This is a genomic window from Rhizobium sp. CF080, from assembly GCF_000282095.2.
Lineage (GTDB): Bacteria > Pseudomonadota > Alphaproteobacteria > Rhizobiales > Rhizobiaceae > Neorhizobium.
The window spans coordinates 1,005,734-1,030,513 of record NZ_AKKC02000004.1 but is presented as its reverse complement, the minus strand read 5'-3'; the positions used below and the strand labels follow the sequence as shown (position 1 = coordinate 1,030,513).

The window sequence follows — 24,780 nt, the reverse complement described above, 5'->3', positions numbered from 1 at the left end:
GCGCCTGCCTTAAGGATTGACGTCAGGCCTCCCAAGCCTGTCATCCGCGTGTCATCGAATGGAGAAGTCTTCGCTTGGGCGAAAAGAAAACGCAAATACCAAAATTCGTGCCCTCGATAACATGATGTTAATTTTTGAGGCTAGGTTACGAAGGGATCAAGCTGAGGTCGCTTTCATCTCCGCCCGCAAAAGCTCGATGAGCGCCTCCGCATAGACCGAAAGCGGCGTGTCGTTGCGATACGCCGCGTAGGTGTGGAAGGTCGTCTCAGCTTCGATCTCCAGGACTTTCACACCCGGCAGCATTCCGTGGGCCACGGTGAATTCGTCGATCACCGCTATGCCAAGCCCCGCGGCAACCAGGCTGCAGACGGTGGTACCAAAGCGGGTTTTGATATTCATGCTGTAAGAGAGCTGCTCTCGGCGGAAGATTTCCGTCATGATCCGGCCATAAGGATCGTTGGGATCGATCCCGATCAGCATGTGGCTGGCGATTTCCCATGGGCGTATCGATGTCTTGGCCGCCAGCTCGCTCGACGGGGGCACGATGCAGACCAGACGTCCCGTCGCCAGAGGCGCGAAATCGATGATCGAGTGATCGAAGCGGGAACTGATAGCGACGAGTTCGCCGCGTCCCAGCAGGAGATAGTCAATCGACTGCTCGATTTTCAGTATATCGATCTCGAGTTTGATGTCCGGAAACCGGCGCTTCACTTGCTCCACGGCCCGCGGCACCATGACGTTGGCGATGCTCGGCACCGAAGCGAAGCTCAATTCACGCCCCTCGCCACTGCCAAGCCGGTCGATCGAGGTCTGTAGATCCTCGACCTTGCGGTGGATATTGTCGAGCAGGTCAAAGACGTTGCGCGCCTCCGGTGTTGGCACGTAACGCCCGTGACGGCGGTTGAAGAGCGGCACACCGACCATGTCCTCGGTATATTTCATCAGCCGACTGATGCCCGGCGCAGAAATATTGAGGAGCTTTGCAGCCCCGGAGATCGTGCCGGTCACCATGATGGCGCGGATGATTTCGATTTGACGAAGAGTGAGCATCGATTTCCTACGGACTTAGGCAGATCAGCCGGATCAACCGCCGAAGCCGAAAAGTCTCTTTGGTACTTGCCAGAGCAATATGTCGCGATCGACGGGATCGGGGAACAGGATTTCGACCAGCCTCAGGAGCGGCCCGTAGTCCTGACGCTCCGTAGCCCGCAGATAAGGCCAGTCGGAAGCCCACATGCAACGGTCAAGGCCGAATGCGTCGACAAGTGCATGCACAAAGGGCCATGTATCCCGAAACGGAAAGGGCGTTTCGGCAAACTTCGCATATCCGGAAAGCTTGACGTGAACCCGTCCGGTGCGAGCAAGGTCAAGCAGCGCCGCGAACCCGGCCTGGCCCAATCCCTCGCCAGGCGTCGGCCGGCCACAATGATCGATCAAGACGCGGACGGGAACGTCCTCGATCCAGGGTTTGAACATCGTCAATTGATCGTGCTGCACCTGGATCTGCGCGAACATGTCGAGTTCGGCCAGCCTTTCCATCAGCGGCCGGGAGCTGACATAGAATTCATTGCCGTAGAAAGTCGGGTTGAAGGCGATGCCGACAACGCCCTGGGCTTTCAGCGCCGTTAGTTCGGTAATATCTGCATTGAGGCCTACGATCGCGATCCCTTTGAATATCTGCGGATGGCGCCGAATGGCATCCAGCATGCAGCTATTGTCGGGGCCATAACCCGAATTCGGCTGCACCAGCAGCACATGCTGAACACCGTAACATTTCAGGACTTCGACGAATTGATCTGTCGTGCCGATCTCCTGGCCCGACGGCTTGTAGGCGGCATCCGGCGCATAGGGAAAACGGACCGGATCCAATACATGAGCGTGGCAATCGATCTTCCGCTCGTCAAAAATTCCCATTTCACCTCCCCAAGAATTTGCAGCGAATGAAAGCCTTTTCCCCTGAGAGGTCAACAAGTACTCGTGAACGCTAGTTATCTAGAAGGTCAAATCGCTATGCTCTTGATTGGCAGCCGAACTGTCGACACCCAATACCGTACGGCGGCGGTTCGATTGGGTCCGTCTGCCAGCTCTCCTTCTTTGGAACTAAGGGCTGCGATCGGCCCGCCGTGAGCCAGCGCATGGGTCCAGTGCTGGATGCGGGAGTTGACGTCGGCGCAACGCGCACGACCATGCGTCACCGCCAATCCTCGCAGAGATTGATCTCTGCGAGGCGAATGTGAGACTGCATGAGAAGATACCGATGCCGCAACCTATAGCGGCTTCCAGCCTTCGCGATTGATATCCATTTCCCAAAATTGTGGTACCGACCGGACAAGCTCTCTTATATTCTTTGGTTGGGTGCTGCCCTCGACTCTGTCGCGGCCAAGCACCGCTGCCGTTGCGAAGGCCACCATGCGTCGGCTCTTATATTCGAGCATGCCCGGGTGATGATGCGGTAAGATATGCTGGCCCGCGAAGACGGAAAAATCCTTCAGCCCGTGAAATCGCTGGTAGGCATCCCATGAACCTTCGAGAGCCTCGACATAATCGTAACTGCCCTTTATCAGCTGTAGGGCTGGCCACTTGTTGATGTTGGCGAGGGCGGAGCTATCCGTATATTGCGTGATGTTGAACTCTTCGCGTAAGGCAGCTTCGCGAAGGTCGTGGCCCGCCGCCCTGTAACCCAGGCTTCCGGCATTGAAGCCATAGAGAATGGCACCCTTGATGTTTGCGAGACCGACAGCGGGCTTGCAGGTGGGCTTCTTGCCGCGCACGTCGCAGTCCTCGACAAAATTCTTATGCATGAACCACTGGGTCGCATAGGAACCGCGCGAATATCCGAGCACGACCGCCGGCAGGTCCTTGATGCTGGCGCCGTCAAGCAGGAGATCGACCGCAGCTCGGCCCTCAAGTGTCCTGCCGTCGGCCGAACCGATACGCAGGCCCTGACCGCTCTGAAGCTGCTCCAGCATCCGGAATGTGTCGGTTGCCTGCTCGCCAAGATCGTAACCTTCACGACCGCCGGAGATGCCGTTACCACGGCGGTCGGTGATAAGGACATCAAAACCCGCCGCGTAAAACGCGTGAATGTGCTGGCGCCAGCCGACCATGCTCGATTGCTCGCTTTTGGGCGGATCCGAAATGAACACATAGTCACCCGTCGCTGCGTCCGCCCGATACCACGGATGCCCAAGCGCCGTCGTTTCGTTCCCGCCACCATTGTTGACAATGATCAGTGCGCGAATCTTCTTGCCGGTTCCATCACCAACTCCTGCGCCGCGGATGTACCAGCCACGTAGCTTGATACTGTCGTTCAGCCCGAGATGCGTGCGCTCATAACCGTCCCGTGGCGCAGTGAACTCCACTACATAGGAAGATGGATCTGCTTGTGCGATCTGCTCGCTGAATGGTGCCTTGCCAAAGTAAGCCGGCCGCCTGATCTGCGCAAGGTCGACGGCACTCTCGCGGTCGATCTTGCCGAATGTGTCCACCGTCCCGGTGTCCGGTTCCTCCGCCTTGATGAACCTTTTGGCGTCCGCCATGACGCGCTCGGCGCAGGCAGGATCCTTGCGGCACTCATGCCAGCGCTGCCTTATCCTTTCGTCGGTGAATTCATCGACGTAATAGTCGCCGACGTAGGCCGCCGGCTTCAATCGGCTTGTAGGCGTGAAGGCGACGCAGATCTTGCCTATCTTCCATTCTGCGAGATAACCCGGCCAGAGCCTGTCCTTTCCGACGTCCGGAATCGCGAGATCAGGAAATTGAATTGTGCATTCGGGCTTAGGTTGATCCGGGTTCACGAATGTTTGGCCGGATGCCGAAGAAACCGCCAGCAGAACCATGGGAACCGCCGCGATAGTGTAACGCCTGACTTTGCTCACTCCATCCTCCTCCTCGTTAGGGGCGCCGCGGGGCGCCGTCTACGTCCGCTTCCGTCATGCCGATTCCTTCAAGAATCTTGCTGCGCAAATACGCATCGCGTGTCGGATAGATCGTCGAGGTGCGCATTGCTGCATCGCCTTCATGGAAGCGAAGGAACTGCCCACCGGATTTCGCCGTCACCTGGCCCCAATGCGGGACGTCGTACCCATTCGGATCTCCGGTCTTAATGAAGTTGGCAAGATAGGTCATCGCAATGTCTCGCATTGCATAATCCGGATCCGTCCACGGCAGTTGGCTGGAATTGCCAGCGCGGAGCGAGCCGTTGAAATACCAGTTGTCGCCAGCGTGCCAGGCACGCCGAAAGCCTTGGTCCTTGCCCGGCGGCCAATGATCCCAGTAGTAGAGATAAACGTTGGACTTGCTGTGTGCTTTCGCGAACTCCGCCCCCACCCGAACATATTCGAACATGTAGTCGTTGAGCATCCGCAGCGACAGGCGATAGGCCTCGGTCGGGTCATCCGTCGCATAAAGCGGGAACACCTTTTCGTCGACATTCCCCGCCTGGTACGGACGAATGGCGGCGAGCATGGCTTTCTGCTGTTCCTCCTCCGTCATCTTCAAGTCGTTGGGTCGAAGGCCGGTATACTCGTCCGCCGTCTGGCCGATAATGATGTCGAGCCCGTCGAAATCGCCCGGCTGCAAGAGGTTTACGGAATCTCGGGTGTAGACGTAGTCATCGATAGTGTAGAATTGGTTGGTCGCGACGGCACCCGCCATCACACCGAACAGCGTTTCTTTTCCGCCCTTCCATTTTTCCAACCAGGTTTTGCCGTCGATGGCCCGCAAATCGGCAAGTGTCGTCTCCTTGCCGAAAAGCGCGTTGATCGCGTTCTGATTGTCCTGCGATTTCTTGGAAAAATCGACCACCTTTCCGGGCAGGAACCCCGTAAAACTCGACTGAATGAACGCCCGCTTGAACAAGCCCTTGGCCAGTGGCGTCCTCAGAAGCGCCACCGTGTTTTCGCCCCCTGCCGATTGCCCGCCAATCGTCACGGTGGCGGGATCGCCGCCAAACGCAGCGATGTTCTTCTCAATCCATTTCAGCGCGTCGACGAGGTCGAGGACGCCGAAATTGCCCTTCGGTCCGTTCGCATTTTCCTTGGCCATCTCCGGCAGGGAGAGCCAGCCCAGAGCTCCGAGACGATACTGGACCGAGACGACCACCACGCCTTTCGCAGCCAGCTGCGCGGCATAGAGGTCTCGCATGGCGGCCGAGCCCAATCGGTTGGCGCCGCCGTGAATCAGCATGTACACCGGCAGCCGGTCACTTGTGCTTTGGGCTGGCGTCCAGACGGCGAGGTTCAATCCGTTGTCGCTGATCGGTGCGTCGCTCAGCTTGTTTGCGTCTTGAAGCATCTGGTCGCCCCATTTGTCGGCCACCAGAACCCCGTCCCACGGCTTCACCGCAGGCGCGAGTTTCCATCGGTTTTCCCCACCGACATTGCCGGCGAAGGGAACACCGAGGAACTGCGTCACACCGGCCGTATCGCTCGGAACGCCTTGCACCTTGCCGCCGGTGACGGAAGCCTGGGTGATCGGCGCCGCATGGGCCATCTCGCTCATACCCAACCCCAACGCCAGTACGGTGCCGAGCATTATGCTAACCGCTGTCGCCCGAATATGTCGGGCAGACCATTTCAGACTTGATTTTCCGTTCACGATATCCTCCCAGGATGATGTCCTTGGCATCCGGGTCCTTGGCAATTCCGACGGGAGATTTGACGGTGTTCTCTTTCCCGACACAGAGCACGACGTTTGCCAAAAACCAGCAATGCAACCCAATCTTAAGTAGCATGCGCGCCCATCCGCAAGTTTGCGGAAGGCAAATCAGTTATGCCGGCGTGGCATCGGATCGGCGAGGACGCGACGGCATGATATTTTGCCGCCGCTTTGCCGGGATGGTCCGGATACGCGGCCCCCAATAGTTCCGGTCCTCACATTCCGGGCACCCGCCAGTTGGACGGCAGGAACTCGCCGACGACAGTCCGCGGCCACGGAATGTGCAGGATCTGATCGAAGACGACATAGATGAACAGCGTCAGAATGACGGCTTTCGGCAGGACCAGGCGCCAGCGCTCCTTCGCCTCGCTTCGCATGTAGCCGATCACGAACAGCGGGATCGTCACGAAGATCCCGACCAGCGCCATGGAGACGATAAAAAATACCAGCCAAGCAAAGAAGACGACCGCGCGGGTGTAGATGGTCCGCTGCGTGAGGTGCTCCGTCTCCGCCTCCAGTTCCATGTGCATTCTGCCTGAACCGTCGGCTGGTTCTCCAGGGTGGTAGAACCATTGGGACAGCAGGCTGATGACTGTCAGGCCAAGTCCGAGTGTGCCCACGAACAGAGGCACCGTTGCGGGCTCGCTGTCCCAGTCTCTCGCCTGCCAGAGCATATAGGAGAAGACGATAATCACCGGCAGATACAGGAGGTCCGACGTCTTGGTTCGGAAGCTGCCTATCATCGAAACCATCCTGGCGATGCCGCCCTGACTGACGATGTCCTGGCGAAGCGGTCGAAGGATGCCGACGAATGCCAGGGCAAACAGCACGATGACGATCGGTCGGGCAAACCAGTCCGTGCCGTAGCGATCGATCGAGATAAACAGATAACGCTCGAAGATATCGCCCAGCACGATGCCGAGAAGCAGAGGCGGACGCGGCCAGCGGGATTGCTTCATCGTCCATCCGATGATGCCAAAGATGAGCAGCGCATAAAGGTCGCCCCAGGTTCGTGTCCCTTCGAAGGCGCCGATGTAGATGATGCCCATCACGGTCGGCAGGATGAGCGTGTAACGCAGCGTGGCAAGTTTCGCGAACTGGCCGCTGAACAGATAGCATAGACCTGCGCCCAGAATATTGGCGATCGCGACGCTCCAGATCATCGAATAGGTGACACTGAGGTTCGGCCCCAGCATGTCTGGACCGGGCTGCAGCCCGTGGACCAGGAACGCACTGAGCAGGAGCGACATGGTCGCAGTGGCCGGAACTCCGAACGCGATGGTCGGGATCAGCGCCCCACCTTCACGGGCATTGTTGGCGCTTTCCGAGGCGATTACCCCGCGGACATCGCCCTTGCCGAAGGTTTCCGATGCACCCTTCACCGTGGACCGGGCATGCGCATAGGCGACCCAATCGACGATGGCTCCGCCGATGCCCGGCACGGCGCCAAGCAGGCTGCCGATCCAACCGCAACGGATGACGAGCCACCAGTTGCGGAACACGTCGCGGGCGCCCTGCAGCATGCCATCCTTGGGATTCTGCTTTATCATTCCCGTACTGATGGACGCACGGGAAATGGAAAGGTCGCAAAGCTCGGGCAGCGCAAAAAGACCGAGCACGACCGGGAGGATGGGCAGGCCCTCGTAAAGATAGAGCGTATCCAGCGTCCAGCGCTCGGTTCCGGTCTTCGGATCAGCGCCGATCATCGCAAGCAGCAGGCCGAGGCAGCCGGCGACGAGACCACGGATGGGCGACTTGCCGGCCATGACAGCCACCATCGAAATCCCGAAGACCGCGAAGGCCAGAAGCTCCGGCGAACCGATATATTTCATCATCGGCCGCATGACTGGGATAGCAAGCGCAAGCAGTGCCGCCCCGAAAAGCCCTCCAAGCAGCGAAGCCATATAGGCCGCGCTCAACGCTCGCCCCGCTTCTCCCCGCCGTGCCATGGGCAGTCCATCGAGAACCGTCGCGGCAGAACCTGCGCCGCCGGGAACGCCGAACAGGATAGCAGGGATCGGATCGCCGGTCGCGGTGACCGCCCCGAGGCCAAGGAGAAATGCAAAGGCCGTATAGGTGTCCATGGAAAAGGTGAAGGGGAGAAGCAGTGCCGTTCCGGCAAGTCCACCGATCCCGGGCAGAATGCCGACAACAAGGCCGATGACGACGCCGAGCGCCAGTATCATCAGCCGATAGGGATCGGAAATCATTTGCAGCGCATGCAGCGCCGCGTCGAGCATGCCAGTTTCCAAGTTCTCGCCTCCCAGATGCGCAATCGAGTGCCCGGCCCTTGCGGGGCCGGGCGTGCTGGTCATTTCGCCGGCGCCTTGGAAAGCTCGGCCAGCTTTTCGACCAGCTCTCTGGGAGCTGAATAGGCCTGCTTGTAGACTTCCATGATCCGCTCCGGCGCGACCGGGAATACTTCGACGCCTTGGGATTTGGCGGCCGCGATGAAGTCCGGATCCTTGTACGTATCGACGAACGCCTTCCTCATTGCATCCACACGGTCCTGTGGCACGTCCGGCGGGAGCATGAAGGGGAAGCCGATCTCGTTCGAGGCATATTTCAGCATCAGGATCGTCTTCTGCTCCTCCGTCTTGGCAAGTTCCATCAGTGTCGGAACATCGCTCGGGATGTTGGGATGGCGCGTCGCGCCCATCTGGTAGAGGATCTTGACCTTCTTATCTCGCAGCCAGTCGGCGTGGCGTGTCGTAAGCCCGGTCCAGCCGGCCGTCGCACGCCCCTCGAGTTCGCCATTCTCCATCGCCAGATCGACGGCGGCCGGTCCGGGATAACCCTGAATGACCTTGAACTTGAAACCGAGCAGATTGCTGAGGATATTGGCGTCGTTCGTCGAGCCCGTCTGCCCCACGCCACCGACGATCAGTTCCTTGGTCAGCAGGTCGGCAGCCGTTTTGACATCGGACGTCTCCCAGGCCAATGCGACATTGAGAAATGAATTCGGGCTCGTCAGCCAATTGAATTTGGTGACGTCGAAATTCGCCTTCGATTTGCTGCCGAGCAGCAGCGGTTCGAAGGGAACCGCCTCGCGCGTCAGGCCGACTTCGGTCCCATCCCGATGCGCCTGCTTGTACATGTAGTTGATATGCACGATGCCGCCGGCGGCAGGCATATTCTGCGGAACGATGGTCGGATTGCCGGGAATGTGCCGACCAATGAACTGGGCAATCAGGCGATTGTAGGTATCGCCGCCGCTGCCGACGTCGGAGCCAACGATGAACTGGACGGTCTTGCCTTTGTAGAATTCCGCCACCATTTCCGCAAACGCGCCGGCGGCTGTCAGCGACCACGCCAATGCGGCCGTGGCGAACAGAATGGTTTTCGATCGCATGTCTTCCTCCTTCTTTGACGATACCGGCAGGCAACTTCTCCCCTTGCTTTGGCCGGCATCTATTGAACCTTGTGAAGTCAGCTTGCCGCGTGGCCGCCGTTGACGAAATAGGTCTGTCCAGTCAGGTAGCTGGCGTCGTCCGAGCACAGGAACTTGACAAGTGCCGCGATTTCCGAAGGCTTCCCAAGGCGGCCAACGGGAATCTTGTCCACTCCGCGCGATGCGGCATCCCACTTCGGGTCGTTGTCGGTATAGTATTTGTTGTGGCGCGGCGGCGTATCGATGCCGTGCGGCGCGACGACGTTGGCGGTAATCCCGTATTGCGCAAGCTCGCCGGCCAGACCGCGGGTCAAACCCTGGACCGCGGCCTTGCTGCCTTTCACATGCACCCCTCGGCCCTGAGTATAGAGCTGGGTGTGCCCGCCGATGTTGACGATGCGCCCCCAGCCGTTCTTCACCATGGACGGGGCAGCATATTTGGCGGTCAGGAACATGCTGTTGACGTTGATGTCGAAGCACTTCTTCCAGTCGTCGAAACTCATCTCGAGAAAGGGCACCCGAGGACTGGCGCCGACGTTGTTCACGAGGATATCGATCCGGCCATAATGTTCGAGCACGTCCTCGACCAGTTTCCTCGCCTCATCCGGCAGCGAAACATCGGCCACCGTCACCAGCGCCCGGACGCCATAAGCCCTGCACTCGGCGGCAACCGCCTCGGCCTCGTCTCCGGATGTGCGCGCATTGACCGCCACGTCCGCTCCGGCCTTCGCGAGCGTGCGGACGATTTCCGCGCCAATCGAACGCGACGAACCGGTAACGAGCGCGACCTTCCCCTGAAGTTCTCCCATCGATATACGATCTCCCTTGTATTTCGTGATGCATTGCGGCTCCGGGCTCACCGGAACTTTGGAAAAGTGCCCGGATCGGTCTCATCCGATACGCGCGCCGTTTGCCTGTGCCAGTCGATCATGCGCTTGCGATCGGCCGTTCAGGCGCAAGCGATCCAAGCGGTATCTCCCTCGATCTTCAATTCCGTGCCGAACGGCCTGGACAGTCGTGCAAATCGATCAAGCACCGCCTTCGCGTTCTGGCCCTCGGCGATCAGGGGACGACCATCGGTATATCGCTCCTTGCCGACCGGCCGTCTCATCGTCGCGTCAGGACCGACATCACGGCCGAGTTCGACCGGCGTCAGGCGCAACCCCGCAGGGCGCCCCTCTTTCAGCACGACCTCTATGATTGCCGACGACCACCACGTTTCCGAAGGACCGTCGAGGCCCGGGTGGAGCGGGTGCAGGTTCGGACCGAGCGTCGTCAACTGGTCCACCGGATGCCCCCAGGCTTCGTAGCTGTCGTACGGAACATTCGACATGAATTCGGAATGGGCGATGAAATTGCCGATGCCGTAGATGATCGGGCGGCCCCTGTAGATCTCGATCCCCATCGTGCGGTGCCAGCCGTGACCGATGAAAATATCGGCTCCCGCATCAATCGCCGCATGGGCAAAGTCGCGGACGAAATTGGGTGGAGCGTCGCCCCTCACCCCATCCGATATATTGAAATGATGTGCCACGAGAACGAGGTCTGCGCCGTCCCGTGCCTCGGCGATCACCCTGAGGTTTGCCTCTCGATCCAACGGATGGCAGAGGTTGCGGGTTCCGAATTCCTCCCCTTCGACAAAGGCGTTCTGCGCCCGCGTCGATTGGTCGGCCGGCAATCCGAAGCGAAATTCGCCGGCTTCCATTCCGACATTCGCAGGACCTGGCTTCCCGCCTTCCCGCAGGATGCTAAGCCGCCTGCCGATTTCCCGAAGCGACTTCGCTTCGGTCGGCGGCACGACATGCAGTGTCTTTACCCGAAGCGCATTGACGCCGGCGCGGCCGGGAATCCGGCCTTTGTCCATCCCGGCGATCTCGTAAGCCTTGTTACCCGAACTCAGCGCGACAAGCGCGACACGACCCGCCGGTCCGTCCACATACGCTGGCGCACGCGCGGCTTCGAGATTCTCGCCGATGCCCGCGCACGCCATTCCGGCATTCCTGCAATGCGCGAGCGTCGAACGGATGCCGCCCTGTCCGAAGTCGAAACTATGGTTGCTGGCCGCCGAGACGATATCGACGCCGGCCCAGGCGAGTTCTTCCGCCATTTTCGGTTCCGCGATCAGATAGCTGCCGAGCCAGTCGCTGCTCTTTGCGCCGTCAACTTCGTCGGGGCGGCCGATGACGGTTTCGAGATGGGCATAAGTGGTGGCGGCGCCACGCATGATGCCCACGACCCCCTCGAACTCCGGCCCGGTCATGCGCGACCATGGACGCGCAATCATGCATTCGCCGACCAGGACGATACGGTCCGCCCGTGCAACATCATTCTTCTTCACGAAATCCGACAAGGAACCTCCCTCTCCTCGTTTGTACTTTTTGGCATACCAAAACAATCCAGATTGATTTGTCAACGGCTTTTTGTCATAATGCTGGGCGGAAACTTACGGCGCAGGCCTCATCGGAGCGAGAAATTGGCTGAAATTACCGACCTAACGACCGAAAAAAGCCGATTAAAATCAAACGAGTCTGCGCCCGAACGTGTATATGAGCAGATTCGCGAAGCCATCCGTCAGGGCCAGTTCATTCCCGGTAGCCGATTGCGTGAAAGAGACGTCGCCAGCCAGTTCAACGTCAGCCGCACGCCCGTCAGAGAGGCCCTGCGCCGTTTGGAAAGCGAAGGCATTCTCACCTCCTCCTCCCAGAAAGGCCTGAAGGTCACCGAACTTGATCATCAGATGATTGCCGAACTTTATTATATGCGTGAACTGCTGGAAGGCACCGCCGCCGGCCTTGCTGCGGTAAATGCCACCCAAGCCGAAGTTCAGCTGATGCGGATGATCGTCAGCGAGGAGAAAGAATATATCGAAAACGCTGCCGACCTTGCCCGTCTCAACTACGCGCTTCACCAGACGATCCAGGGTGCGGCGCGGAACCGTTATCTCGTCGTGTCCCTCAATACGCTCCGGGACGGCCTGATGCTGATTCCAAGCACCAATCTTGGCGATACCCGACGCGCAGAGGCCTCGCACCAGGAACATCTCAAGATCGTTGCGGCGATCGAGGCAAGGGATGCCGACGCAGCCATCGCCGCGGCGCGGGCTCATATCTCCTCCGCTTATGCATCCAAGCTCATGGAGCGGACCACAGGAAAATCGAGGCATGCCTAAGCAATATTGCTGAACATTCCCCTCGCTTTTACGGGTTTGGGCCGGTGGGCACACGAGAGATTGGAAGCACTCTCGCGTATAGAAATGGATGCCCGGCGTTCACGCAGGGCATCCACGCGCTGAAGATCGATCAGATTACCCTGCCCTGACGCCGTTCAGCGAATTACCGAGCTTGATGCCCCCGAACTCCTCCGGCAGATCGACGACATAGACCTTCCACGGACGCTTCACCATGTCTTCCTTGTTGCCAAAAAGCCTGGTCCGCCGGGATTGGGTGATCGGAATGTAAAGCTTGCGGTCGATGCTGATGAACGAGCCGTCCGGGCTGATGAATTCCTCGTCGGACGTCAGCACAGCTGTCTGGCCAGTCGGAGAAAGGATCGTCACCCGTTTGTTGTCGAGTTCGGACAGGTACAGATTTCCTTTGGTATCGAGCGCGCATCCGCCGCTGCGGGCAATCGGAGCATATTCCTCGACCTGTTTGGCAAGATCTGTGTCCGATATGGACGCATCGCGCACGGCTGCGGCCTTGATCTTGATGAAGGGACCGGTCGGAGCCGCAGCGTAAATCCATTCACCGTCGTCGCTGATCTCGATCATGTCGATCTTTGGTGTCTGGTGATTGCCCTGCTGAAGGTTGGGTTCCACCTTTGCCTGCATCTGCGGAAGGCCCGACATCCGCCGCAATGTCTGACCGGTCGACAGGTTATGATAAATCAGCGCGCCAATTCCGGAATCGGTGACATAGACATGGTTACCGAAGATCCGCAGATCGTTCATCTTTGCGCCCTTGGGCAGAATACTGTCGTCGAAACGCAAGACCTTCAGTACCCTACCGGAATTCGGGTCCAATTGCACAAGCTTCTGAGCCCCGGGCTTGGGCTCCGAAAGCTCAGGTGGATAGGAGTCCGCACGAAGTGCGCCTTGATCTACGGCCCAGACCGTATCGTCCTTGAAGATATGGATGGAGTTCACATAGACGAAACTGTCGCGACCATCATCGCCTGGCTTCCAATCGTTCCAGCCATTGCCGGGGAATGCCGCCGCCTTCCCATCGGATCCACGCTTTGCGAGACAAGGGGTTTTATCGTAGTCGGGGTAACGGGGGAGGCCGAAAAACATCTCGCCCTTGCTGGTGAGCGCCACCTGGTTGCAGAACCAGGGCGACTCCGCCGCGATCGTGTGCGGTAACTCCATCCCTACAGCGAGCGCTTTCCTGAATGAAAGCGGCGCAACAGCAGTTGCGGCCCCGGCCGCAGCGATAAACGATCGGCGTGAAATCCTCATCAGATCCTCCCTTGAGATAAACGGTGTAACGACCTTGTGGCGGCAAGGATCAAGTCGCGCGCAAGACATCGCGCGTTGGCAATGCGCGATAACTCGTTGCAGCTTTTGGATGAACCTCGTCCGGCGGGTTTGCCGATTCCTCCTCAGGCTCGACCGCTTCGACACAGTGCGGGATAACCGGTGCCGTTTCCAGTTGGCTCCGGGGTATATCAGTCGTGCCGTTTCGGTATGAGACGAAGGCTACAGGGTCTTCCGGTTTAGATGAGCCGCGCGATCCTGTAGCCTTCGTTCATCGCCTCCATGACCTTGCGCGGCGAGATGCTGTCACCGATCGAATAGACTTCCGGCAGATGGCCATCCAGATCCTGGGCCAGTTTCGTGCGCGAGCGGAACCCGGCAGCGATGACGACCGAGTCGGCAGGCACAAAGTTCAACCCATCAGCCGCCGTCTCGTAGGTTAACCCATGGGCTTCGATGCGCCGTACGTCCGCATTGAGCTCGACCTTCACCTCCTCGTCGGCGAGCAGCTTCAGCATATGCATCCGGTTGATGTAGTACATATCCGGTGCCAGATCCTTCATCCTCTCGATGATCATCACGTCATGCCCCAAACGTGCGAGATGCAAAGCGGTCTCGCAACCCACGACGCCGCCGCCGATGATCGCAATCCGGCCGCTCGCTTGCGATTTACCGGTCAGAACATCATTGGCGATCACGACGTGGGGAAGATTCACACCCTCAATGGGAGGCACTATCGGTGCGCTGCCGGTGGCAAGAATGACGGCGTCGGGATTGAGGGCAATCAGATCCGCAGCCCGCGCTTCGTGCCCGAATTCGATCGTGACCCCCTGCTTCGTCAGCTGGAACATCAGATAATCCGTCAGCCGGCGATAGATGGTCTTGAACGGGGGCGAGGAACCAGGGTCGATATTGCCGCCTATTCCGGCCTCCTTTTCCAGGAGATGGACTTCGTGTCCCCGTAGCGAGGCTACTCTTGCCGCCTCCAACCCACCTGGTCCTGCGCCGATGACGAAGACCCGCTTGCGCAATTCCGCTGGCGCGACCTGCAAGGCCCTCTCATTGCCCGCCGAAGGATTGACCGCGCAACCGACCGGCTTGCCGTCATGAATGTGTTTGTGGCAGCCTTCGAAGCAATCGACGCAGGGGCAGATATCCTTGGTCCGCCCCTCCCTTACTTTGCTGACCCAATGGGGGTCGGCAATCAGGGTGCGGCCAAGGGCGATGAAATCGGCTTGGTTCCGGGTGAGAGTTTCTTCCGCCAAGTGCGGATCGCCCAGTTTTCCGACCGCGATTACGGGTATCGAAACCGCCTGTTTCACCATCTCCGCCAGATCGACGTTACAGCCTTCCGGCAGGAATTCGGAAGGCAGCGTCCAATACTGGGTTTCCCGCGCACCCGCATCGATCGTCAGGGCATCAACGCCCGCTGCCTCCAGCATGCGTGCAATCTCCACGCCCTCTTCCGGAAGGCGCCCTCCGTCGAGATAGTGCGTCAAGGCGTATTTGACGATCAGCGGAATGCGCGGGCCAGCCGCGCGTTTGACCCGGGCGACGATTTCGGTGAGGAAACGCAGCCTGTTTTCAAGGTTGCCGCCGTACTGATCATCTCGCCTGTTCCAGAGCGGCGTCATGAACTGATCCACCAGATAACCTGCATGGCAATTGAGTTCGATCGCATCTGCGCCGGTGCTGCGGCAGATCTCTGCGGCGGATTCGAATGCATTGATCAACTGGTTGATCTCGGCAATCGTCAGCGGCCGCGTCAGGCGCTTGGGGTCCTGCAGGCACGGATTGGCCGAGGGGCCGATCGGTTCCACCAGCTTGATGTCGCCCTTGGAAAGGCAGCGCCCGAGGCCGGCAGACAACTGGACGCACAGCTTCGTGCCGTAGTCGTGGAGGTTCTGCGACAGCTCGTGAACCCATCTTCCATAGAGCTTGTTGTCGAGCATCAGGCCGGACGAAAGTGGCCCGGGAGGTCGCTCGAAATCGCGCGTGACGCGCACCGAACCGGTGGTGACCATGCTCACTCCACCCTTGGCCCGCTCGACATAATAATCGATGCCGCGCTGTGACAGCGTGCCGTCGAGGTTCACCAGCGCGCCGCATCCCATGCCAGACATGATGACACGGTTCTTGAGGATGAGCTGGCCGATACGGCCTTGTTCCAGAAGCTTCATTTCGTTCCCTATCATGACATTTGCCTTCCGGGCTCAGGACGGATCGTGGTGCAGATGGCAGGCAACGCGATGTCTGGGCGCCGCTTCGACAAGCGTGGGGTTCAGTTCGGTGCAGACGGGCATCCTGCGCGGGCAGCGAGGCGCAAACCGGCATCCCTGCGGCAATTCCAACGCAGACCCGATCTCTCCACGAATGCTCGGGGCGCGCTTGACACGCGTCGGATCCGGCACCGGCATCGCCTGAAACAGGGCCTGCGTATAGGGATGCAAGGGGCGCTCGTAGAGCTCTTCGGTTCGACCGACTTCGACGATCCGGCCCAGATACATGACGGCAAGCGTGGTGCTGACATGCCCGAGCGTGCCAAGATCATGAGAGATCATCATGTAGGTCAGACCGAACTTTTCTTGCATGTCGGAAAGCAGATTCAGGACCTGTGCCCGCACGGAAACGTCCAATGCGGAAACCGGCTCGTCCAGCAACAGCATCCTCGGCTTGCGGATCATCGCCCGCGCAATCGCCACGCGCTGTTTCTGGCCACCGCTCAATTCATGAGGAAAACCTTCAAGCACCCGCTGCGGCAGGCCGACCTGTTCGACGATCGTCCGGCAGCGCTCCGAAATCTCGGCCTTGCTCATCCGCATATGGATCCGCAGCGGTTCCGCCACGATGTCCTTGATCCGCATACGGGGATTGAGCGAACCGGAAGCATCCTGAAAGACGGCCTGAACCGACATTCGGTACTCGGCAAGTTCGGTGGACGGAAGCTGGGCGATGTCCTGCCCGGCGAAAAGGACTTCGCCATCCGTCGGTTTTTCGAGCCGAAGGACCAGTCGCCCCATCGTCGTCTTGCCGCTACCCGACTCGCCGGCGATGCCGAAGCTTTCACCCGGCAGCACACTGCAGTCGGCACCGTCCACCGCCTTCAGCAAACATCTGCGGGACTTCAGAAAGCCACCGACCTTCACCGGATAATATTTCGTGACGCCGCGCAGTTCCAGAAGAGGTATGAGATCACCGGTTTCGCTCATGCACGCACCTCCTCGATGTCGCTTGCCCAGCAGGCAGCTGCCCGCCCGTTTTCGTCGGCCTTCATCGGCGGCGTGGTCCGCGCGCATATCGGCATCGCACGGGCGCAGCGCGGCTGGAACGGGCAGCCTGGTGGCGGGTCGAGCAGGTTCGGCGGTTCGCCATCGATCTGGTAAAGCCGCGTTCCCCGCCCGCCCGGTTTCGGGATGGCGCGCAACAGCGCCTCCGTATAGGGATGCGCCGGTCGCATCAGCACCTCGCGCACGGGTCCTACCTCGACGATACGTCCGGCATACATGACAGCGACGTTGTCGCAGGTTTCCGCCACTATCCCCAGATCGTGGGTGACCAGGATAAGGCACATGCCTTCCTGCTCCTGCAGCTCCTTCAGGAGACAGAGAAACTGGTCCTGTATCGTGACATCGAGAGACGTCGTCGGCTCGTCGGCAATCAGCACTTTCGGCCTGCCCGCAAGAGCGATCGCAGCGACCGTACGCTGGCGCATGCCGCCGCTGAACTGAAACGGGTATTGGCGCGCGCGCTGCTCGGGAGACGGGATCGCAACCTTTCTCAGCACGTCGAGGACACGCTGGTGAATGGGGCGCCCGTCTTCGGCCTGCGGATGCAACCGGTACATTTCGCCGACCTGGTTTCCCACTGTGAAGACCGGGTTGAGCGACATCAGCGGGTCTTGAAGGATCATGCCGATTTCTCGGCCACGCACCCGGCGCATTTCGCTTTCGGAAATGCCGAGGATATCCCGACCGGAAAAGATCACCTGCCCGCCGACAGTGCGCACCCCGTGGCGGGGAAGAAGGCGAATGATCGAATTGCAGACCATGCTCTTGCCGGAGCCGGATTCGCCGACCAGTCCCATAGATTGTCCGGAATGAAGATCGAAGCTTACCCCGTCGACCGCCTTCAGAACGCCCTTCGGTGTGAAGCAGTGCGTTTCGAGGTTGCGAACGGAGAGTACCGGATCATACTGCATCGAAACGATCCTCATGAATTGCGCAGCTTGGGATCGAGCCGGTCGCGCAGCCAGTCACCGAGCATGTTGGCGCCGAGAACCGTGATCACCAGCGCGAGACCCGGGAAGAAGGGCAGCCACCAGGCGGTTGCCAGATAGAGCTTGGCCTCCGCGATCATTTTGCCCCAGGCGATCGCCGGCGGCTGGACACCAAGGCCCAGGAAACTCAAGGAGGCTTCGAGAATGACCGCGGCCCCAAGCTGCAGCGAAGCGACGACTAGGGCGGAATCGATCACGTTGGGAAGGATGTGCCGCCGCAGGATGGTATGCGACCGACACCCGAGCACACGCGCCATCACCACATAATCCCGTTGCCTGACGGACAGGACCTCCCCGCGCAGCACGCGCGCATAATTCGTCCAAAACACCACGGCGACGACGAAAATGACCATCCAGAGGCCGGTTCCAAGGGAGGCCGACAGCAGGAGGGCCAGCAGAATGGGCGGCATCGACATCTGGATGTCGACGAGGCGCATCAGGATCGTTTCCGCCCAGCCGCCGAAATAACCGGAAACCAGACCGGCGCAGATGCCGACGCATCCGGCGATGCCGACGCCCACGACCGATACGGTCAGCGAAGCGCGTGCGCCGGCAATGACCCGGCTGAAAACGTCCCTGCCCAGATAGTCGGTTCCGAAAAGATGGGAGAAACCTTCCCCGATCAGCCATGACGGCGGCTTCAAGGCATTCACCGGATTGGTCGCCCCAGGATCGTAAGGTGCGATATGTGTGCCGAGAATCCCGAAGATGACCATGGGCGCCAACAGGATGACGGGAAAGATCGGCAGACGGCGCCAGCCGCTCCCCAATCTCGCCCAGGCTAAGCCGTTCGTCACAGTATTCATGCGGCATCCTCAAGCATTGCAACCGGTTCAGGTTCAGTAACGGATCTGCGGATCGAGCACGCCGTACAAGAGGTCGACCAGCAGATTGAGGCCAATGTAGATGGCCGCGATCAGACAGATCGCTGCCTGCACGACAGGAAAGTCGCGCGCGAGAATGGCGTCGATGATGAGCTTCCCGGTCCCCGGCCATGCAAAGATGGTCTCGACCACGACTGTGTTGCCGATCATGTTGGCGAGCTGGATTCCCGCGAGCGTCACGACCGGGATCGAGGCATTGCGCAACCCGTGTTTCCAGACGACCCTGGAATCCGAGTTGCCCTTGACCCGGGCGAGTTTGATGTAGTCGGTGCCGAGAACGTTGAGCATGGACGAGCGCGTCAGCCGGCTGAGCGCCGCCGCCGGATTGAGTGCCATTGTCACGGCCGGAAGCAGCATGTGCCAGAAGGTTCCGCGGCCGGACGTCGGCAGAAGGCCCATATTGACCGAAACCGTCATGATCAGCATCAGGCCGATCCAGAAAACCGGCAGGGCCAGCCCCAGCGTCATCACGAACCGGATCAGGGAATCGTAGACGGTTCCACGCAGTCTCGCGGCGGCGACGCCGCTCAGCAGGCCGAAGACCGCAGCAATCAGGAACGCCAGGGCTGCAAGCTGCAACGTCGCCGGAAGCCGGGACAGCACTAGCGACATCGCCGGCATCTTCCAGCGGATGGAATTGCCGAAATCGCCCAGAAAGGCATTCTCGAGAAAGACGCCGAACTGCACCGGGACAGGCAGATCGAGTCCGAGCTGCACCCGCATCGCATGGCGGTCCTCGGGCAGCGCGTCATCCGGCAGGAGAAGCAGCGTCGGGTCGCCCGAGACGCGCATCGCTACGAAGATGATCAGGCTTACGCCGACAAGGCAAAGCAAACCGATCGCCAGACGTTTCAACGTGAAGGTAAGCATGGTCTATCCCATGGACGTGCTGCGTCCTTCTCTTGCCGATTGGCCGCAGCACGTGAGGTTTCGTCGCTATACGAAGGTGACGTCTTTCAATTGAACGAGGTCGAAATTGAAATTCTTGGTGGGCGTGAACTTGATCCGCTTGCTGGTGATGTAGACCGCCACGTTGTTGTAGACGGGGAAGCTCGGAACCTCATCCTGCACCATGCGAACGAGCTGTTTGACGAGCTCGGCCCGTTCGGCATTATCCGCCGTGGCCTTGGCTCTCGCGTTGAGCTCATCCAGCTTGGGGTTGCTGTAGATGCTGATCGGCCCGCCCGTCTGGAAGAACAGCGAGAAGTTGTAGGTGGGATCGACCGCGCCAGCGCGTCCGTGCGTGAAGAGGCCGACATATTGCGCACCTGGCTCCTTACCCGCGTTGTAGGCATTGCGGTAGGCGCCCCATTCCTCGCCTGCTAGCTGCGTCTTGATGCCGACGGCCTCGAAATAGGAGGCGATCGCTTCTGCGACCTGGTTGTTCATCTGGACGCGGCCGGTGACTGCATAGCTCAGTTTCATCGGGAAGCCGTCTGCGTAACCCGCCTCCGCAAGCAGCTTCTTTGCCGTTGCAGGATCATAGGCGAACGGCTTCAGATCGGCGTCGTAGCCCACCTCGTAGGGTGCGAGGAATGCCAGCCGGTCGGGAATGCCGAAGAGCACACCCTTGATGATCGCGTCGCAATCGATCGCATGCGCCATGGCCCGCCGGACGCGCTTGTCCGCCCACGGAACCTTGGGGTTCTGGGTGCCAAAGACGATCGACATCGTTGGGTGATAGAGTGACAACTTGACGACATTGTAACTGGAGTTTCCCTCAAACCCCTTCACCGCAAAATACGGGCAGGAGGTTATCAGATCCGCCTCGCCCGCCTGCATCTTGGCGACACGGGTCGTCTCTTCCGCAACGAACGAGAAGCGTGCCTTTTCGACCTGGACGGGGCCGCCCCAGTATCCGTCGAAGCGCTCGACATCGAGATATTCGCCCGGCTTGTATTCCGTGAACCTGAACGGACCTGTGCCCGACGGCTTCTTGCCGAATTCCGCCTCGCCGACGCGTTCGAAGTAGCTCTTGGACGAGATCATGGCCGCACAGCGGTTGGGAACGAAGGTCACGTCCGGTTTGCTGAATTCGACGCGGACCTGGTGGGTGTCGACCGCGCCGATCTTGGCCACCGAACTCAGGCGCGACTTGACGGTACTGCTTTTCGCACGGCCGCGCTCGAAGCTGAAAATCACGTCCTGGGCAGTGAAATCGTCGCCACTGTGAAATTTCACTCCCCTGCGGAGGAACAGATCCAGTGTTTTGCCGTCGCTGGATAGCGTCCAGCGTTCCGCCAGCCCCGGCACAAGCTCACCCGCCGGGCTCCGCTGAATCAGATATTCCGCATAGTTTTCGGCGGTGGTGTAATCCACCCCCGTCCAGGCGATGCTCTGGTCAATAGTCGTCGGTTCGTCGCCGATGGCGACATTGAGCGATCTGTCCCCTGCTGCATTCGTCGCCTGCGGCATCGCCAGCAAAGCGCCAGCGGCGGCAGTGCTCATCAGAAATTCACGTCTTGTGTGCATGATCTTCTTCTCCTCCCGTTTGCCGAACACGCCATTTTAACGGACGCGAACGCGCCGTTTGATCACGGCGCTTGAGGCTCCCGACCACAAGCGCCGCCGGCGTCAGATGGTTCGGGCCACCTCGAACCCGTCCCACACAGCCTTCATGATATTCGTGGGATCGGCGCAGTCGCCGACGCCGTAGACGGGACCGCCGAAGCTGTCGCTGATGGCTTCGTAGAGGCCGCGTTCGGAACGCATGCCAACCGACATCACGACGCTGTTGCAGGCAAGCTCGAGGACTTCGCCGGATGCCCGGATGACCCGGACATGCTGACAGCCGATTTCCTGCACGGTGGTGTCTGTGTGGATTTCGACACCTTCGTCGACCAGCATGTCGAGGAGCATGTTCCGGTTTGCATTGGCCACCGGAATATTCACCAGGCGCGACTGGCGTTCGACAACCGCGACCTCATGGCCCCGCCGACGCAGCCACAGCGCTATCTCACATCCGTTTTCGCCGCCGCCGACCACGATCACCCGTCCCCGGACGGAAACGTCCCCCTTGAAGAGAGCCGTCGTCGCGACGACATGCGAACGATCCGAGCCGGGTATCCTCGGCAGAAGATCGACGGAACCGGTGGCCACGATGACGACGTCCGGATTTTCCTGCTCCACAAGGCCTGTGGTGACTTCGGTGCCCGTATGAATATCGACGCCGAGCAGCTTGATCTGCCGCTTGTACCAGTCATTCAGTCGTTCGACGTCCTTCTTGTCTTCCGGAATCCCCGCTTCGATCAGGTGCCCGCCGAGCTCCGTGCTTTTCTCGTAGAGCACGACGCTGTGCCCCCTCAGCGCAGCAACGCGTGCGGTTTCCATCCCCGCCACGCCACCGCCCGCAATCAAGACCTTCTGCGGCTGCAGGGCTGGAAGGATCGTATGGGTGCGCTCGCGTCCGCATGCCGGATTGACGGTGCAGGAATTCAGGTATCGACCGCTGAACTGCTCCGAACAAGCCTGGTGGCAGCCGATGCAGGGGCGAATGTCCTCAACTTTGCCACGCTGTACCTTGGTCGGCCAATACGGGTCTGCAAGAAGCGCCTTGGCAAGCGAGATGACGTCCGCCTTACCGTCGGCAATGGCCGAATTCGCGAGTTCGGGAATGTCCAGCCGTCCAACGGCAATGACCGGAATGGATACGGTCTCCTTGACCATCGCCGACAGGTCCAGCATGCATCCGTGCTGCTGGTAGATCGGCGGATGTGCCCAGTAATGACCGGTCGCGGTGCCTGCATCGATGGCCAGAGAGTCGAAACCGTGCTCTTCCAGGATCCGGCTGAGTTCCAGGCCCTCATCAATATCGCGGCCAAGCTCGATATAGTCCTCTCCGGGAAGAGCGGATTGACGAACAGCCTTCATGTAGTGTCTCAGGCCGTAGCGATACTGTACCGGATAACCCGGACCGAGGCGGCGCTTGATCTCATCGAAGATTTCGAATGCAAAGGTCATCCGGCCACGCAGGTCCCCCCCGTAGCGGTCTGTCCGTTTATTCCAGAGGGAACAGGAGAACTGGTCGATCAGGAAGCCCGCATGTCCGTGTACCTCGATACCGTCCACCCCTGCCTTGGCAAGGATTTCGGCGGCATTCCCGAAGGCCGTTACAAGGCTTGCGATATCGTCCGTCGACAATTCTCGGCATATGACCTTGTCATCGACGAAACTCGGAATGGGCGACGGCGCGACAGGCGTGCCCACCACATTGTGAGGCCGCCCCTGATATCCAAGCCCAGCCGAAAGCTGTACGAATATCTTCGTCCCCAAGGCATGGATCTGTTCCGTCAGGTCTGCAAACGGCTTGATGAATTCCCGGGTCACCGGTCCGCGCCGCGCGCGAAGATGCTCTATCTGATCCTCGACCTTGAGCATGCCTGTGAGGAGAAGGCCCGCTCCGCCTTTCGCTCGTTCGGCGAAATAGTCTACATACCTCTGGGTCGGAACACCATTGTCGTCCGAGAGCGCCCCAAAACCCATGGGCGCCATGGCAATCCGGTTCTTCAACCTTACATTGCCGATCTGGAGTGGTTGGAACAGATGAGGGAAAGGTTTGCTCATGCTTCTCTACTCTGATAGCGCCTTTGGGGGTCGACATTCTTCAATATTTAGAGCTAATAATAACAGGAATAAAAATACCGTTTTACGATTACCGTATAGGAAAAGCTTATCGGATTTATAAAATAACCACACGATGACGGGCAACCAAGGGTGATTTACACCTATGATTTTCGGTATACTGTAATTATAGACGTAATTGCGCGAACTAACTAACTACACTTGCGGGTAGCGCGTATTCTTCATGATTTCATGCTCCTCGAAATCGGCAAGCCACGCGGACAAGCGGGGATGGTTTTCACGCCATGGAAGCGCTGGATGACGAAAGTCGAGATACGAAAGCGCGGCGGCAAGACCGAGCGATCCGATATGAAGACCGACAAGACTGTCGGTGATCTTCTCGACCTGCTCGAGCACACCGAGGATCCGGGAAAACTGGATATCAACCCACTGCTTCCACCGTAGCTCCTCCGGTCGCACGCCGAGTTCGTAGCGGAGCAGTACCGCGGCATCCATGACACCGTCCGACAATGCTTCCAGTGTCGCGATAGACCACCTTTCGGCCACTTCCGACGCATAGAGACTTGGGCCCTCCCCCAATCTGTCCAGATAACGGCAGATCACGCGATTATCGTAGATCGGACCGTCCGGGGAGATGAGCACCGGTACCTTCACCAACGGATTGACTTTTGCCAGTTCCGGATTCGAGAGAATTGGACTTACGTGGGTATCCAGAAGTTCCAGCTTGATGCGCCGCTCTAGCGCCGCCATGCGGACCTTGCGCGCAAAGGGGGAGGCCGGAGTGTAAAGAAGGGTCAGTGGGCTCATACCATGGCTCCGTTGGCCTGCAGAACCTGACCGGCGATCCAAGAGGAATCCTCCGAGGCGAGGAAGGCAACAAGACCCGCAATATCTTTTGGGTCGCCAACGCGATTGAAGGGCGAAAGCCCTTTCATCCGGGTGATCGCCGCGTCATCCTTTCCGGCACGGAACAGATCGGTGTCGACAGGCCCGGGCGCAACTGCATTCACGCGAACGCCTCGGCCGGCCAGTTCCATCTGCAAGGATCGCACCAGCGCCTCGACGGCCGCCTTGGTCGCGGTATAGGGGCCGGTTCCCGGAAGTGCGCGCCGGACGAGGGAGGTTGTGATTGCCAGAATGACTCCGTTGTCCTCGACGGCGCGCGCCGCGCCCCGTAGCATGTTGAAAGCCCCCACGATATTAGTCTCCACCAGAGCGCGCAGGTCCTCGTCGGGAAAATCCGCAAGCGGTCGGCCCGGACGATTTATCCCGGCATTGGCGACCACGAGGCCGATCTTTCCGCCCAGTCGGGTGCGCGCCTCCTCGTAAGCCGCGTTCACAGTTGAAGCATCGGTCACATCGACCTTTATCGCGCCATCCGCGGCAGCACCGGAGCGACCCGTCGATGTATGGACGACCTGCCAGTTCCTTTCCTGCAGGGCCGCGACGATCGCAGCACCGATACCACGGGAACCACCAAAAACGAGTGCTGTCTTGATTGTCATAATTTCCTCGA

Annotated in this window: 19 protein-coding genes; 1 reads left to right on the top strand and 18 read right to left on the bottom strand. The window is 59.6% G+C overall.

Features of this window, described 5'->3' with window-relative positions:
* Nucleotides 1–156: 156 nt before the first annotated feature.
* The 8 genes from PMI07_RS11860 to PMI07_RS11825 all read right to left on the bottom strand — a co-directional run bounded on the left by PMI07_RS11860 (nucleotide 157) and on the right by PMI07_RS11825 (nucleotide 11,399).
* Nucleotides 157–1,050 carry a LysR family transcriptional regulator gene (locus tag PMI07_RS11860; RefSeq protein WP_007773487.1) on the bottom strand — a complete coding sequence of 298 codons (894 nt, stop codon included), beginning with the start codon at nucleotides 1,048–1,050 and terminating at the stop codon, nucleotides 157–159.
* A gap of 33 nt (nucleotides 1,051–1,083) precedes the next feature.
* Nucleotides 1,084–1,914: an amidohydrolase family protein gene (locus PMI07_RS11855; protein WP_007773501.1), complete on the bottom strand. Its 831-nt coding sequence runs from the start codon at nucleotides 1,912–1,914 to the stop codon at nucleotides 1,084–1,086.
* Nucleotides 1,915–2,267: 353 nt separating this feature from the next.
* Entirely contained in the window at nucleotides 2,268–3,878 is a 1,611-nt protein-coding gene (locus tag PMI07_RS11850) for a hypothetical protein (RefSeq protein WP_007773504.1), read from the bottom strand.
* Nucleotides 3,879–3,894: 16 nt separating this feature from the next.
* Nucleotides 3,895–5,535 carry a carboxylesterase family protein gene (locus PMI07_RS11845; protein WP_155956444.1) on the bottom strand — a complete coding sequence of 547 codons (1,641 nt, stop codon included), beginning with the start codon at nucleotides 5,533–5,535 and terminating at the stop codon, nucleotides 3,895–3,897.
* A gap of 338 nt (nucleotides 5,536–5,873) precedes the next feature.
* Nucleotides 5,874–7,973, bottom strand: a complete 2,100-nt coding sequence (locus PMI07_RS11840; protein ID WP_024163754.1) for a tripartite tricarboxylate transporter permease — start codon at nucleotides 7,971–7,973, stop codon at nucleotides 5,874–5,876.
* Complete coding sequence (locus PMI07_RS11835; protein ID WP_007751868.1) at nucleotides 7,970–9,010, bottom strand: tripartite tricarboxylate transporter substrate-binding protein; 1,041 nt, start codon at nucleotides 9,008–9,010, stop codon at nucleotides 7,970–7,972. The genes PMI07_RS11840 and PMI07_RS11835 overlap by 4 nt, the downstream gene beginning before the upstream one ends.
* A gap of 77 nt (nucleotides 9,011–9,087) precedes the next feature.
* Nucleotides 9,088–9,858, bottom strand: a complete 771-nt coding sequence (locus PMI07_RS11830) for an SDR family NAD(P)-dependent oxidoreductase (RefSeq protein ID WP_007751870.1) — start codon at nucleotides 9,856–9,858, stop codon at nucleotides 9,088–9,090.
* A gap of 140 nt (nucleotides 9,859–9,998) precedes the next feature.
* Nucleotides 9,999–11,399: a CapA family protein gene (locus PMI07_RS11825; protein ID WP_007751872.1), complete on the bottom strand. Its 1,401-nt coding sequence runs from the start codon at nucleotides 11,397–11,399 to the stop codon at nucleotides 9,999–10,001.
* A gap of 123 nt (nucleotides 11,400–11,522) precedes the next feature.
* On the opposite strand from PMI07_RS11825, the gene PMI07_RS11820 reads away from it, so the two are divergent.
* On the top strand, nucleotides 11,523–12,218 hold the full coding sequence (locus tag PMI07_RS11820; protein WP_007751880.1) for a GntR family transcriptional regulator: 696 nt from the start codon (nucleotides 11,523–11,525) through the stop codon (nucleotides 12,216–12,218).
* A gap of 135 nt (nucleotides 12,219–12,353) precedes the next feature.
* Here the strand turns inward: PMI07_RS11820 and PMI07_RS11815 are convergent, their stop codons facing one another.
* From PMI07_RS11815 to PMI07_RS11770, 10 genes are all read right to left on the bottom strand, one after another.
* The gene (locus PMI07_RS11815) at nucleotides 12,354–13,505 is read right to left on the bottom strand and encodes an L-dopachrome tautomerase-related protein (RefSeq protein ID WP_007751884.1); all 1,152 of its coding nucleotides are present in this window, start codon (nucleotides 13,503–13,505) and stop codon (nucleotides 12,354–12,356) included.
* Between the two features lie 257 nt (nucleotides 13,506–13,762).
* A complete protein-coding gene (locus PMI07_RS11810) occupies nucleotides 13,763–15,718 on the bottom strand; it encodes an FAD-dependent oxidoreductase (RefSeq protein WP_007751886.1) in 1,956 nt (651 codons plus the stop codon).
* A gap of 18 nt (nucleotides 15,719–15,736) precedes the next feature.
* Nucleotides 15,737–16,732 carry an ABC transporter ATP-binding protein gene (locus tag PMI07_RS11805; RefSeq protein ID WP_007751888.1) on the bottom strand — a complete coding sequence of 332 codons (996 nt, stop codon included), beginning with the start codon at nucleotides 16,730–16,732 and terminating at the stop codon, nucleotides 15,737–15,739.
* Nucleotides 16,729–17,721, bottom strand: coding sequence for an ABC transporter ATP-binding protein (locus tag PMI07_RS11800; protein ID WP_007751889.1), 993 nt, complete (start codon nucleotides 17,719–17,721; stop codon nucleotides 16,729–16,731). The genes PMI07_RS11805 and PMI07_RS11800 overlap by 4 nt, the downstream gene beginning before the upstream one ends.
* Nucleotides 17,722–17,732: 11 nt before the next feature.
* Nucleotides 17,733–18,605 carry an ABC transporter permease gene (locus tag PMI07_RS11795; RefSeq protein WP_007751890.1) on the bottom strand — a complete coding sequence of 291 codons (873 nt, stop codon included), beginning with the start codon at nucleotides 18,603–18,605 and terminating at the stop codon, nucleotides 17,733–17,735.
* A 33-nt stretch (nucleotides 18,606–18,638) separates the two neighbouring features.
* Nucleotides 18,639–19,553, bottom strand: a complete 915-nt coding sequence (locus PMI07_RS11790) for an ABC transporter permease (RefSeq protein ID WP_007751893.1) — start codon at nucleotides 19,551–19,553, stop codon at nucleotides 18,639–18,641.
* Nucleotides 19,554–19,619: 66 nt separating this feature from the next.
* Nucleotides 19,620–21,155: an ABC transporter substrate-binding protein gene (locus PMI07_RS11785; protein WP_007751895.1), complete on the bottom strand. Its 1,536-nt coding sequence runs from the start codon at nucleotides 21,153–21,155 to the stop codon at nucleotides 19,620–19,622.
* Between the two features lie 102 nt (nucleotides 21,156–21,257).
* The gene (locus PMI07_RS11780; RefSeq protein ID WP_007751898.1) at nucleotides 21,258–23,246 is read right to left on the bottom strand and encodes an FAD-dependent oxidoreductase; all 1,989 of its coding nucleotides are present in this window, start codon (nucleotides 23,244–23,246) and stop codon (nucleotides 21,258–21,260) included.
* A gap of 213 nt (nucleotides 23,247–23,459) precedes the next feature.
* Nucleotides 23,460–24,071, bottom strand: a complete 612-nt coding sequence (locus PMI07_RS11775; protein ID WP_007751900.1) for a glutathione S-transferase N-terminal domain-containing protein — start codon at nucleotides 24,069–24,071, stop codon at nucleotides 23,460–23,462.
* Nucleotides 24,068–24,769: an SDR family oxidoreductase gene (locus tag PMI07_RS11770; RefSeq protein ID WP_007751903.1), complete on the bottom strand. Its 702-nt coding sequence runs from the start codon at nucleotides 24,767–24,769 to the stop codon at nucleotides 24,068–24,070. Before PMI07_RS11770 ends, PMI07_RS11775 begins: the two co-directional genes overlap by 4 nt.
* Nucleotides 24,770–24,780: the final 11 nt, after the last annotated feature.